We start from the raw sequence: 12,627 nt of genomic DNA on the forward strand, positions 1-12,627 counted from the left end.
CGGTCCGCGGCGTCGATACTGGGCGGCAGTGCGTGGACTCCTCCATGCGACCGGGTGATCGATGAGCGTCCTGCGCTTCGACAACGTCAGCAAGCGGTATGCCAGTGGGCGCGAGGCGCTCAGCGAAGTCAGCTTCGAGGTCGGGGCGGGCGAGATGCTGTTCGTCACCGGCCACTCCGGCGCCGGCAAGAGCACCCTGCTGAAGCTGATCCACCTGTCCGAGCGGCCCAGCCGCGGCGCGGTGCTGTTCGGCGACCGCAACCTGCTCAAGGTGCGCGGACGACGCGTGGCCCTGCACCGGCGCGAGGTCGGCGTGGTCTTCCAGGACCACCGCCTGCTGACCGACCGCAGCGTCGCCGACAACGTCGGCCTGCCGCTGGTGCTGCGCGGCGAGCGTCGCGCCGATACCGGCAAGCGGGTGCGCAGCGTGCTCGACCGGGTCGGCCTGGGCGACCGCGCCGGCGCCCTGCCGGGCCAGCTCTCCGCCGGCGAGCAGCAACGCGTCGGCATTGCCCGGGCGATCATCGCCGAGCCGCGCCTGCTGGTCGCCGATGAGCCCACCGGCAACCTCGACCCGACCCTGTCGGCCGAGATCATGGCCCTGTTCGAGTCGCTGCCCGAGCGCGGCACCAGCGTCATGATCGCCAGCCATGACCTGGCCCTGGTCAAGCGCATGCGCAAGCGCGTGCTGGTGCTCAACCAGGGCCGCCTGGTGGACGACATCCGGCCGGAGGACCTCGCCGAATGAACGCGCGCAAGCAGGTTCCGGCCAATACGCCCGTGACGCGCCGGCCCTCGCGACTGGCTGCGTGGCTGGACCACCACGTCTTCAGCCTGGTCGCGAGCCTCGGCCGGCTGGCCGCCAAGCCCTGGGCCGCGCTGCTGACCATCGGCGTGATGGCCGTGGCCCTGGCCCTGCCGCTCGGCCTGTGGGTCATGCTCGGCAATGCCGAGCGCTTCGTGGGCGACGTCCAGGAGGCCCGCCGCATCGACCTCTTCCTCAAGCCGGGGATCGACGTCGACCGCGCCCGCGCGCTGGCCGGCGAGCTGCAGGCCCGCGCGGACGTGGCCAGCGTGGACGTGCGCACGCCCGAACAGGGCCTGGCCTCGTTGCGTGGCGCCAGCGGCCTGGACGAGGCCCTGCAGGTGATCGGCGAGAACCCGCTGCCCAGCCTGCTGGTGGTCTCCCCGGCGGGCGACGAGCTGGCCCTGGCCGACACGCTCCGCGGCCTGCCCGAGGCCGACGTGGTCCAGCACGACGCCGCCTGGCGCGAGCGCCTGGACGGCTGGCTGCGCTTCGGCACCCGTTTCGCCTGGGCGCTGGCGGTCCTGCTCGGGGTGGGCGCCCTGCTCGTGGTCGGCAACACGGTGCGGCTGGACATCCAGCAGCGCCGCGAGGAAATCAGCGTGCTGCAGCAGCTCGGGGCGACCGACGGATTCATCCGCCGGCCGTTCCTCTACCTCGGCGCCTGTTACGGTGTGCTGGCCGGGGCCGTCGCGCTGGCGGTGCTGACGGCCGTCGACTGGTCGCTGCGGCCGCCGCTGCTGGCGCTGGCGCAGAGCTATGGCAGCGACTTCACGCTGCAGGGCTTCAGCCTGTCGCATGCGGCCCTCGTGGTCGTGGGGGCGGGCGCGCTGGGTTGGCTGGGGGCCGGCCTGGTGACCGGACAGACCCTGCGGCAGACCCGCGCCACCGATACCTGATGCAGAAGATGAGTGCCACGTCGTGACCGAATCACAGGACAAGCTCCGCCATGTCAGCCAGGACGCGCCGAGGATCATGGTGGTGGACGGCTCGAAGCTGGTGCGCAAGCTGATCGGCGACACCCTGCGGCGCTCGGTGGAGCGCGTCGAGGTCGTGTCCTGCGGCAGCATCGCCGAAGCGCGTGATGCGTTGGCCGAGGCGCCGGTGAATCTGGTCACCACTGCGCTGGTGCTGCCCGATGGCGACGGCGTCGCGCTCGCCCGCAGCGTCCGCGATGCCGCGGGGCAGGCCTACGTGCCGGTGATCGTGGTGTCGGGTTCGGCGCAGAGCCACCTCGAGTCGCGCCAGTTCACCGAGGACGTCACCGACTATTTCGACAAGGCGCTGGGCCACGAAGCGCTGGCGGCCTTCATCCTGGGCTACGTGCAGCCCGAGGCCATCCCCGACGCGCGCGTGCTCTACGTCGAGGACAGCAAGGTGGTCGCGCTGGCGACCAAGCGCATGCTCGAGCGCCACGGCGTCAAGGTCATGCACTTCATCGGGGTCGAGGAAGCGCTCGAATACCTCGAAGCCCAGCGTGGCGACGAGGACCCCGGCGCCGACCTCGTCCTGACCGACGTCTACCTGAAGGGGGAGCTCAGCGGCATGGACCTGCTGCAGCGCCTGCGCGAGGATTTCCGCTACGGCAAGCGCCGCCTGCCGGTGCTGGTGATGACCGGCGACGACAACAAGGACAACCAGAGCAAGCTGCTGCGGCAGGGCGCCAACGACTTGGTCCTCAAGCCGATCGAAGAGCGCCTGCTGATCACCAAGACCCTGTTCCAGCTGCGCCTGGCGCGCCTGCCCGAGCAGGCGGCGATGGACGCCTCCTGAGTCCCGTGGGCGAGGCGAACGTCCGCCTGGAGGCCAGCTGGAAGGCGCGGGTCGGCGACTACCTGCTGCGCGACGACATGCAGGCGCTGTCGGCCTTCCTGCGCGAACGCAGGGCCGCCGGGGCCACGATCCATCCGCGGGGCCCCCAGATCTTCGCCGCCTTCGACGCCACGCCGTTCGATGCGGTCAAGGTCGTCGTCCTCGGCCAGGACCCCTACCACGGTCCCGGGCAGGCCCATGGCCTGTGCTTCTCGGTGCAGCCCGGCGTGCCGGTACCGCCCTCGCTGGCGAACATCTACAAGGAGCAGCAGCGCGACCTGGGCATCGCGCCGCCGCGCCACGGCCACCTGATGCCGTGGGCGGAACGGGGCGTGCTGTTGCTCAACGCCGTGCTGACGGTGGAGTCCGGCCGCGCCGGCAGCCACCAGGGCAAGGGCTGGGAAGGCTTCACCGACCACGTGGTCGACACCCTGAACCGCGAGCGCGAAGGCCTCGTGTTCCTGCTCTGGGGCAGCTACGCGCAGGCCAAGGGCAAGGTGATCGACCCGCGCCGGCACCGCGTGCTGAAGGCGCCGCACCCCTCGCCGCTGTCCGCCCACCGTGGCTTCATCGGCTGCGGTCACTTCTCCGCGGCCAACGACTACCTGGTCCGCCAGGGCCGCGGCGCCATCGACTGGACCCTGCCGCCCGCGGCCTGAGGTGCCCGCCCCTTTGCGCCCGTGGCCGGGGACAAGGATGATGGGCCGGGATCGTCTCGCTCGAATCCGGGTCTGGCCAGCATGGGGTGGAAGATGAAAGTGACGTTGACCGGCGTGGGCACCCTGGTGCTCGCCGCACTGCTGTTCGTCCTGCTGGGCTGTTCGAACCTGCCGCCGCGACCGGAGGGGCCGGCGACGGCCGTCCTGCCGGCTGCCGGCGACACCCGGCTCGACCGGGTCGTGGGCCCGGCGCTCGAGGCCCGGCCCGGGCAGTCGGGCTTCCATCTGGTCGCCGACGGCGTGGAGGCCTTCGCCTTGCGCGGCCTGTCCGGACGCGCGGCCGAGCGCAGCCTCGACGTGCAGTACTACATCTGGCACGACGACCTGACCGGGCGCCTGCTTGCGCTCGAGCTGATCGAGGCCGCCGACCGCGGCGTGCGCGTGCGCGTGCTGCTCGACGACATGGACGCACGGGCCAAGAACTTCGCGATCGCCGCGCTGGCCGCGCACCCCAACATCAGCGTGCGCCTGTTCAACCCCTTCGCCTCCCGCCAGGGCCTCTTCGGCAAGGCGATGGAAGGCCTCACCAGCTTCTCGCGGATCAACCACCGGATGCACAACAAGAGCTGGATCGTCGACAACCGCTTTGCCATCGCCGGCGGCCGCAATATCGGCGACGAGTACTTCTCGGCCAGCGAACACGTCAACTTCAACGACCTCGACCTGGCCTTCGTCGGCCCGGCGGTGGAGGAGCTGAGCGCGTCGTTCGATCGCTACTGGAACTCCGACCAGGTCTGGCCGATCGAATCGCTCAGTCCCGAAGCCGTGTCCACCGAGGCGCTCGACGACCTGCGCCGACGCGCCCAGGCCTACGCCGTCGAGGCCCGGCAGACCCCCTACATCCGGGCCATGGAGGGTCACGATGCGGTGGCCGCGGCCAAGGCCATGGCCCTGCCCATGCAGTGGACGACCCGCTGGCAGGTGCTCAGCGACGCGCCGGACAAGGCGACCCACAAGGCGACGGCGCTGGAAACCTCCGCGGTGCTGCATGGCCTGACCCGGGCCGTGGGCGAGGCACGCGACGACGTCGTGCTGATCTCGCCATACTTCGTGCCCGGCGACAGCGGGACCGCGCAGCTGGTCGGGCTCGTCGAACAGGGGCGCAAGGTACGCATCCTGACCAATTCGCTGGCGGCCAACGACGTGGCCGCGGTGCACGGCGGCTACTCGGCCTACCGCAAGGACCTGCTGGAGGGCGGCGTCGCCCTGTGGGAGCTCAAGCCCGAGCGAAGCGGCGACGGCAAGGACGGGATCAGCATGTTCGGTTCCTCCGGTGCCAGCCTGCACAGCAAGGCCGCGGTCATCGATGACGAGATCGCCTTCGTCGGCTCGTTCAACCTGGACCCGCGTTCGGTCTCGCTCAATTGCGAGCAGGGCATCCTGGTGGACGATCCGGTCATCGCCGCCCAGGTCGCGGCGCTGTTCCAGGCCATGACCGCGCCGGCGTCCGCCTGGGAGGTCACGCTCGAGGATGGCGACCTGCGCTGGAGCGACGGCAGCGAACGCTTCGACAAGGAGCCCGATGCCAGCTTCGGGCGCCGTTTCCAGGCCCGCCTGGCGCGCTGGCTGCCGATCGAGACCCTGTTGTAGACCCGCACTGGGGACCGCCGCCGCCGGAAAGGCATGGGTTGCAAGGGACCGCCGATGCGGGCGCCCGCGTACATCCCGGCGTCCGGCTCAGGGCCTGGCGGCGGCGGTGAACGGGTCGTGCGAGGCACCGCGCAAGCCGCTGCGGGCAACCAGCGCTTCGCGGTGCGCCCGGGTGCAGTCCGACGGTTCCAGGCCGGGGAGCCGCGCATGCAAAGCCAGCAGTGCCAGCACGTCGCCCTTCGCGGAAGCATCGGCATGCAGCCTGGCCGCGATGGACGCCGCTGCGTCGCGCTCGCCGAAGGCCGCAGCCGCCATTGCATCCAGGAGGTCGGCACGCCATCGCAGCGGCCATCCGGTCTGTGGCAGCAGGGCGCGGACTTCGTCGGCATGCTGGCGGGCGCCGGGCCAGTCGCCTCGCAGGGCCGCGGCCTCGGCCAGCACGAGGGTCGCGTGCGCTTCGCGCAAGCGGTAGCCGGTCCCGCGGACCCGCTCCAGGACGCCCTGCGCGATCTTGGCGGCCGTTTCACCCTCTCCCGAGCGCAGGTACAGCCCGGCCAGGGAAAGTTGCCGGCTCCAGCCATCGGGACCGCCCGGCCCCGCCTCGACCGCGGCGGCTGCGCGATCGCGCAGGGCGCGTGCCTGGTCGGTGTCGCCGGCGAGCCATTCGGTCTCCGAACGCCCGATCAACGCCCACGTCTGGGCGCCGATTTCGCTGGACGAGGCGCAGGTGGTCCAGCTCTGGCGTGCCTCGGGCAGTCGGCCCAGTTCCAGCTCGATCGCAGCGCGCGTGCACGCCAGTTGCGCCAGTAGCGCCTCCGCTCCCGGTACTCCGGGCGTCGGCGCAACCGCGCGCGTGGCCCGCTCCAGGGCGTTCATCGCGCCGCCGAGATCGCCGTCCAGCACGCGCATGTCGACGTCCATCTGCACGACATACAAGCCGGGACGACCTTCCAGGTTCGCGTCCTGGAGTCTTCCCAGGCGTTGGCGGGCGTTGGCGAGGTCGACCGCCAGGATGTCCTCGGCCAGCAGGAGCAGTTCGAACTGGTCGCGCCGCAACCGGTCGCCGGCGGCTTCGGCCGACGCCACCACCTCGCGCATCCGGCGCCGATAGGCGTCCATTTCCCCGAGCGTGTGGTGGCGTGCGGCTTCGCGCAACAGGATTTCCATCTCCAGCCGACGATTGCCTCCCGCGCGCGCCTTGGCCAGCAGGACGTCCATCTCGCTTGCCCGTGCACCGCTGGCGTTCGAGGCCATGAACCGCGCATACAGCGTTCCGGTCTGGTTGCCGGCTTTCGAGAACAGGTCAGCGGCCTGCCTGAACGCCGCGACCGCCGCGTCGTTCCGGCTCTGGGCGACCGCCGTGCGACCGCCCTCCACCAGCGCCAGTGCGTGCTCCATCTCCCAGTTCGCGCCGGCGGCACTGGCTTGCGCAGCCGCGGTCGCAGCCTCGGTGCGTGCGCGTTCCAGGTCGCCCAGCGCCCGGTGGACGCTGGCGAGCTGCAAGTGATGGCGCAGGCGGATCTCCAGCGGCTCCGCGGTCCAGTCGTGGGACTGGAGCGTCGCCAGGGCACGTTGCGGCCGGGCGGCGAATTCCATGGCCGATTGCTGCAGGATGAATTCGGGCTTGGACGGGTACTGCCGGGCCAGTCGCGCCAGGGACACGGCGGCGTCGGCGGCTCGTTCCGGTTGCGTGGCCAGGACCTGGGCATCGAGCGCCACGAGCACCTCGACAGGAGCGGGTTGCAGCAATTCGCGGGCGAGCCTGATGTGCATGCGTGCGCCGCGCTGGTCCGACAGGTGCGAGAGGGCGCGGGCCAGTTGCAGGTGGGCGAGGCCGAAACGCGGTGACCGCCGGGTGACATCGCGGAGGATCGGGGCCGCCCGCATCCAGTCGCGCTTCCGGTACGCGGCGATGCCGGCGGCGTACTCTTTCGCGGATCCGGCATCGAGTTGCAGGGGCGGCCAGGAGGCGCGGCGTGCCGGCACGAGCCGACCCATGAGTTGCTCGGACAGGGCCTGGGCCATCCCCGGGACGCCGCTGGCCTCGCCCTCGGCCTCCAGGCGCTGTATGCGCCCGTCTTCCTCGAACCGCGCCTGCAGGCGCAGGCGACCGGGGTCATCGGCGACCGGCCCCGCAGACAGGAATACCACCACCGGCGGCGTCGCATCGGTCCCCGTGGCGAGGTCGGCCTCGGTGAGCAACGACACTTCCGGCAGGCCGTCCAGCTTCCACTCCAGCCACTGGTGCAGGAGCACGGCCGGCCAGCGCGTATCTCCGCCGGCGTCATTGACCTCGATCAGCGCGACGGCCACCCGTTCCGGTGCCGGCGGAGGGAGCGCCTGGCCTTCGTCGGGAGCGCGCCACCACCAGGCGGCACCGGCCAACAGGACCGCCACCAGCAGCAAGGCGCCCGCCAGCCGGGCCCGGCGATGCGGCCGGGCAGCGTCGCCTGGAGCGCCGGGGCCGACGGCAGGGATGGCCGGCGCCAGTTCAGTGGCCTCGATCACCTGGACCGGTGTGGGAGGCTCGAAGCAGTAGCCGCCCTTGGACACCGTGCGCACCCAGTGCTTGCGGGGTTCGCCAAGCGCCCGGCGCAGCAGCCAGATGTTCTGCGTCAGGTTGGCATCCTCGACGATGGTCTTCGGCCACAGTCTTTCGAAAAGCGCCGTGCGCGAGTGCAACACCCCGGGTTCGGCCATGAACAACACCAGCAGGTCGAAGACGCGCTGTGGGATCTCTTCTTCCACGCCCTCGACCCGAAGGCGGCGCTGCCACAGGTCGACGACCACGTCACCCATCTGCAGGTAGCGCGCCTCGTCGGGCCAGGGAGGGGTCATGGGGGTCGTCACAAGGGCCCTCGTCGTTCGGTCCGCATTCCGGGCGCGCCGTATCCGGCCCTCGCCCGGGATGAAAGCAGTGTAAAGCGACCGAGAGGCCCCGGGCAGCATGGCGATCCCGCCGGGAGCAGGCCGCCACGGAGAGGCGCGGAAGCGTGACGACACTCACTTTTTCGGCCGCGAATGCCGGGAAATGACAAAAAAATGATGTCTCGAACGAGGTCTGGACGCACGCCGGCCCCCTACACGGGACATGTGCGGATCCACCGCGGAGGCCAGGCCGGCGAGCACGGCAGGGTCGAGGCAGCCGTCGTTGCGCCGGGCCGCGTGCCCCGCGGCGACCGTGTGCGGATCGGCACCTCGCGACGCCATCGCCGGTCGCGTCCCGCCCCGGGGGGGCGGTCCGGCGCGTCGTGGGCCCCGGCGCCATGCCGGTTGTCAATTCACGTACCGGTCGTCCATCCATCACCAGGAGCCACCCATGTCCGTAGGATCCAAGATCGCCATGCGCCCCCACCTGCTTGCCCTGTTCACGGCCAGCATCCTTGCCCATGGAGCCGCGACTGCGGCGGAAGTCGCGGCGATTCCAGCCGCCCAGCCGCAGCAGACCTTCAACCAGTTCATCGTCAAGTACCGTGAGGGCAGCGAAGCCCGGGGCAGTGTCGATGGCGCTCGGCGCGCCCTCGGCAGGGCGAACCGGACCCTGGGTGCGCTCAGGGGCAACGGCGCCGGGCTCAGCCACTTCCGTCGCATGGCCGTGGGCGCGGACGTGGTGCGCGCCGGCAAGGCGCTGGACCGTGTCGAAGCCAACGCCCTGATGCGGCAGATCGCGGCCGACCCGAACGTCGAGTACGTGCAGCCCGACTACATGGTGCGAACCCTCGCCACGCCGAACGATCCGCGTTACGACGAGCAGTGGCACTACAAGAACAGCGCCGTGGGCGCCAACGTCGCCGGCGCATGGGATACCACCAATGGCAACGGCGTCGTGGTCGCGGTGGTCGACAGCGGCATCGTCGCGCACCCCGACCTGGACGCGAACGTGCTCCCGGGTTACGACATGGTGGCTTCTACTTCGGGCCTGGGCCTGGGCTGCATCTTCGCCGGCCTGCCCAGCAACTGCGGCAGCAGCAACGACGGCGACGGTCGCGACGCCGACCCCACCGATGCCGATTCGGCGGGCTCGATCCACGGCACCCATGTGGCCGGCACCATCGCCGCCGTCACCAACAACGGCATCGGCGTGGCGGGCGTGGCGCACGGCGCCCGGGTCGTGCCGGTGCGCGTGATGGGCGTGGGCGGCGTGGGCGTCACCTCCGATATCGCCGACGGCATCATCTGGGCCTCGGGTGGCGCGGTCGCCGGTGCGCCCACCAACCCGAACCCCGCCGAGGTCATCAATCTGTCGCTGGGCGGCAACCAGGCCTGCAGCGAAACACCCGCGTACCAGGACGCCGTCGACCTGGCCCTCGCCAATGGCAGCGTGGTGGTCGCCGCGGCCGGCAACAGCAACATCGATGTCGCCGGCGCCTCGCCCGCTGGCTGCAACGGCGTGATCTCCGTCGCCGCCAGCGACATCAGTGGCAATCGTTCCTGGTTCTCGTCCTGGGGCGACAGCATCGACATCACCGCTCCAGGCGGCGAGACCTGCTCGCCCAACACCGAGTTCCTGCCGCTCGGCGAGTCGACCTCGGGCAAATGCGCGCAGAACCACACCTCGGAGGGCATCCTGTCCACGCTCGATGGCGGCGGTTATGCCTATTACCAGGGCACCTCGATGGCGACCCCGCACGTCGCGGGCATCATCGCCCTGATGCAGGCCGCCGCCAGCACCCCCCGGACGCCCGAGCAGGTCCGCCAGATCCTGGCCGATACGGCCCGACCGATCCCGGCGGCCAAGTGCCCCGGCGGCTGCGGACCCGGCCTGGTCGACGCCCAGGCGGCAGTCCTGGCCGTCGCTGGCGGCACGCCGCCCGCGAACACCCCCCCGACTGCCCAGTTCACGTCGAGCATCAATGGGTTGACGGTGACCTTCAGCGACGCGTCAAGCGACAGCGACGGCTCGATCGTTTCGCGCAGCTGGACCTTCGGCGACGGCGGCACCTCGACCGCGAGCGGCCCGAGCCGGACCTATGCCGCCGCCGGTACCTATACCGTCACCCTCACCGTCACCGACGACGACGGCGCCAGCGCGAGCACGTCCTCTCAAGTGACCGTCACTGATGGCGGGCTGGGCGACGTAGTGCAGACCTACAGCAACCCCGTCGACATCCAGATCAGTGACAACAGCGTTGCCCAGAGCGTGATCAACGTGACCGGCAGGACGGGTAATGCGCCGGGCTTCGTGCCGGTCTCGGTGGATATCCGCCATACCTACCGCGGCGACCTGAAGGTCGAGCTGGTCGCGCCGGACGGGTCGGCCTACCTGCTCAAGAACTACAGCTTCTTCGACGGCGCCGACAACGTCATCGGCACGGCCTACCTCGACCTGTCCAGCGAGTCGAAGAACGGCGCGTGGAGGCTGCGCGTGACCGACAACGCGGTCAACGACACCGGCTACATCAACAATTGGAGCATCCGCTTCTGAGGCAGTCGGGCAGCACGGCGTCGGTCGTGGTGCATCCCCGGGGGCATTGCCGCCCCCGGGGGCGATCGGGCCATCGGCAGCGCCGGGGCCCGGACCGGCCAGCGATGCATTCAAGTCACCCGGCGGTCCCGCTCCCGGGGAACCTTCCCCCTCGCCTCGCGGTCTCCGGTACGGTGCGCGAGGCGACAATCGCCGGGGTCGGGCACGTGGGTGCGAGCGGCCTGTGCCCGGGGCCCGGTGCGCCGCGGATCGGGAGAAGCGGTCCGGACGACGATCCGCACATGGCACGGCTCAACCTGAACGGGTCATGTCGTTCCAAAGTTGCAACGCTATGAACTTATTGCCGGCTTAGCAGTCATATAACGTGACTGCTAAGATGACTGCCATGACCCAGACTGCCTCCACCGCCCTGATCCCCAACAACCTGCCGGTGCCCAACGCACTGGGGTCGCTCGACGCCTACATCGGCGCCGTGTACCAGATCCCGGTGTTGAGCCAGGAAGAGGAGCAATCGCTGGCCCGTCGCTTCCACCAGGACGAGGACCTCGATGCCGCCCGCGAACTGGTGCACTCGCACCTGCGCTTCGTCGTGCACGTCGCGCGCGGCTACAACGGCTACGGCCTGCCGCTGGGCGACCTCATCCAGGAAGGCAACATCGGCCTGATGAAGGCGGTCAAGCGTTTCGATCCCGACCAGGGCGTGCGCCTGGTGAGCTTCGCGGTGCACTGGATCCGCGCGGAGATGCACGAGTTCATCCTCAAGAACTGGCGCATCGTCAAGGTCGCGACGACCAAGGCGCAGCGCAAGCTGTTCTTCAACCTTCGCAAGAGCAAGAAGCGCCTGGGCTGGCTCAACGCCGCCGAGGTCAGCGCCGTGGCCAAGGACCTCAACGTCTCCGAGCGCGAAGTGCTGGAAATGGAGTCGCGCCTGTCCGGCCGCGACATCGGTTTCGATGCGCCGGCGAACGAGGACGAGGAGCGCGCACCGCCGTCGCCCGCCGCCTACCTGCGGGCCGCGGAGGAAGATCCCTCGCAGCTGTACGAGCGCGAGGACGAGGAAGACAACCAGCTGGCCCTGCTGCGCGAAGGCCTGTCGAACCTCGACGAGCGCTCGCGCGACATCGTCAAGCGTCGCTGGCTCGATGGCGAAGGCAAGATCACCCTGCAGGAACTGGCCGACGAGTACGGTGTGTCCGCCGAGCGCATCCGCCAGATCGAGGCCAATGCCCTGAAGAAGATGCGGGCGCTGTTTGCTGCCTGATGGGTGATGGGGAATTGGTGATTTGAGGAAAAGGCCCGCCCAGCGGGCCTTTTTCGTGGGGTGCGTTCTACGCCTGTTCCCGCTTTCCCCCAGGATGATCCGGGCGTGGCGCAGGCAGCGGTAGGACGGGTCGAGCCGAAGGCGATACCCACCTTGGCTGACGGCCACGACGAGCGATGGGTTTTGCTTCGCGCTACCCATCCTACGAGGGTGTGGAATTCCAGGGACCGTAGGGTGGGTCGAGCCGAAGGCGATACCCACCATGGATTGGCCACGACGCATGATGGGCCTTGCTTCGAAATGTGGAGGGCGACGTCAAAGGCTTCCGCCCTTTGGGCGGGTTCCTTTTGTCTTGTCAAAAGGAACCAAAACCGCCGGCTCCATCGGCCGCCGGTCCGGCTACGCCGCACCGGTGCCCTGTGCGCCTCGGCCGTGGCGGCACGGCGCCCAAACTTGCTTCGCCCGGACAAGGGCGCCACTCCGGCCGCCACGGCCTGCGGTGCTCGGCGGCCTCAAAGTCGCGAAGGTCAAGAGCAACGGCAACGGCAACGCGCCGCGTAGCCCGGGTAAGCGAAGCGCACCCGGGGTCCCGGCAAGGGAAAGCTGGGCCCCAGCGTTCGCTGGGGTGACGGCTTGTGGGCTACCGGCCAAGATGCGGTTGCGGACTCACCGTCTGGTGGGTAGGGCCGTAGGGTGGGTAGAGCCGAAGGCGAAACCCACCGTCGCCGCTGCCGGCCCGACGCACGATGGGTTCTGCTTCGCACAACCCATCCTACGGAGCGGGATCGAACGCAAAAGCTGGATCCCGGCGTTCGCTGGGCAGGGGTGGAACTGCCGGTCTTTCGCCACTCTCCCTCGTCTGGGAGAAGAGCCGAAAAACGCCCGCTCAGAGGGCCATTTTCGTCGACGCGTGTTGTACTCCCATTCCCCATTCCCCATTCCCCATTCCCCATTCCCCATTCCCCATTCCCCATTCCCCATTCCCCATTCCCCATTCCCCATTCCCCATTCCCCA

The 12,627-nt window shown here is 69.9% G+C and carries 8 protein-coding genes; 7 read left to right on the forward strand and 1 reads right to left on the reverse strand.

The genetic code is table 11. The features are described 5' to 3' along the window. The first annotated feature begins 61 nt into the window (after window positions 1-61). From ftsE to FKV25_RS04720, 5 genes are all read left to right on the forward strand, one after another. Window positions 62-748 (forward strand): cell division ATP-binding protein FtsE, encoded by a 687-nt coding sequence (ftsE, locus tag FKV25_RS04700; RefSeq protein ID WP_141517645.1) that lies wholly within the window; start codon window positions 62-64, stop codon window positions 746-748. Next, on the forward strand, window positions 745-1,704 hold the full coding sequence (ftsX, locus tag FKV25_RS04705; RefSeq protein ID WP_141517646.1) for a permease-like cell division protein FtsX: 960 nt from the start codon (window positions 745-747) through the stop codon (window positions 1,702-1,704). The genes ftsE and ftsX overlap by 4 nt, the downstream gene beginning before the upstream one ends. A 76-nt stretch (window positions 1,705-1,780) precedes the next feature. Then, window positions 1,781-2,578: a response regulator gene (locus tag FKV25_RS04710; protein ID WP_141517653.1), complete on the forward strand. Its 798-nt coding sequence runs from the start codon at window positions 1,781-1,783 to the stop codon at window positions 2,576-2,578. 5 nt (window positions 2,579-2,583) lie between these two features. After that, the gene (gene ung, locus FKV25_RS04715; RefSeq protein ID WP_211345372.1) at window positions 2,584-3,276 is read left to right on the forward strand and encodes a uracil-DNA glycosylase; all 693 of its coding nucleotides are present in this window, start codon (window positions 2,584-2,586) and stop codon (window positions 3,274-3,276) included. Between the two features lie 93 nt (window positions 3,277-3,369). Continuing rightward, on the forward strand, window positions 3,370-4,926 hold the full coding sequence (locus FKV25_RS04720) for a phospholipase D family protein (RefSeq protein ID WP_170218532.1): 1,557 nt from the start codon (window positions 3,370-3,372) through the stop codon (window positions 4,924-4,926). An 87-nt stretch (window positions 4,927-5,013) separates the two neighbouring features. On the opposite strand, the gene FKV25_RS04725 is transcribed toward FKV25_RS04720, so the two are convergent. Then, entirely contained in the window at window positions 5,014-7,764 is a 2,751-nt protein-coding gene (locus tag FKV25_RS04725) for a winged helix-turn-helix domain-containing protein (protein WP_170218534.1), read from the reverse strand. Between the two features lie 481 nt (window positions 7,765-8,245). Between FKV25_RS04725 and FKV25_RS04730 the strand changes: the two genes are divergently transcribed. Together FKV25_RS04730 and rpoH are read left to right on the forward strand one after the other, a co-directional pair. Then, window positions 8,246-10,351 carry a S8 family serine peptidase gene (locus FKV25_RS04730; RefSeq protein WP_141517650.1) on the forward strand — a complete coding sequence of 702 codons (2,106 nt, stop codon included), beginning with the start codon at window positions 8,246-8,248 and terminating at the stop codon, window positions 10,349-10,351. A 385-nt stretch (window positions 10,352-10,736) separates the two neighbouring features. Beyond that, on the forward strand, window positions 10,737-11,612 hold the full coding sequence (gene rpoH / locus FKV25_RS04735) for an RNA polymerase sigma factor RpoH (RefSeq protein WP_141517651.1): 876 nt from the start codon (window positions 10,737-10,739) through the stop codon (window positions 11,610-11,612). Window positions 11,613-12,627 lie beyond the last annotated feature (1,015 nt).

Source organism: Marilutibacter aestuarii (genome assembly GCF_006546775.1).
Lineage (GTDB): Bacteria > Pseudomonadota > Gammaproteobacteria > Xanthomonadales > Xanthomonadaceae > Marilutibacter > Marilutibacter aestuarii.

What these genes read in the sequence shown, in the direction of transcription:
- ftsE (WP_141517645.1), top strand. Translation starts at nt 62, where the DNA reads ATGAGCGTCCTGCGCTTCGACAACGTCAGCAAGCGGTATGCCAGTGGG.
- ftsX (WP_141517646.1), top strand. Translation starts at nt 745, where the DNA reads ATGAACGCGCGCAAGCAGGTTCCGGCCAATACGCCCGTGACGCGCCGG.
- FKV25_RS04710 (WP_141517653.1), top strand. Translation starts at nt 1,781, where the DNA reads ATGGTGGTGGACGGCTCGAAGCTGGTGCGCAAGCTGATCGGCGACACC.
- FKV25_RS04720 (WP_170218532.1), top strand. Translation starts at nt 3,370, where the DNA reads ATGAAAGTGACGTTGACCGGCGTGGGCACCCTGGTGCTCGCCGCACTG.
- FKV25_RS04725 (WP_170218534.1), bottom strand. Translation starts at nt 7,764, where the DNA reads ATGACCCCTCCCTGGCCCGACGAGGCGCGCTACCTGCAGATGGGTGAC.
- FKV25_RS04730 (WP_141517650.1), top strand. Translation starts at nt 8,246, where the DNA reads ATGTCCGTAGGATCCAAGATCGCCATGCGCCCCCACCTGCTTGCCCTG.
- rpoH (WP_141517651.1), top strand. Translation starts at nt 10,737, where the DNA reads ATGACCCAGACTGCCTCCACCGCCCTGATCCCCAACAACCTGCCGGTG.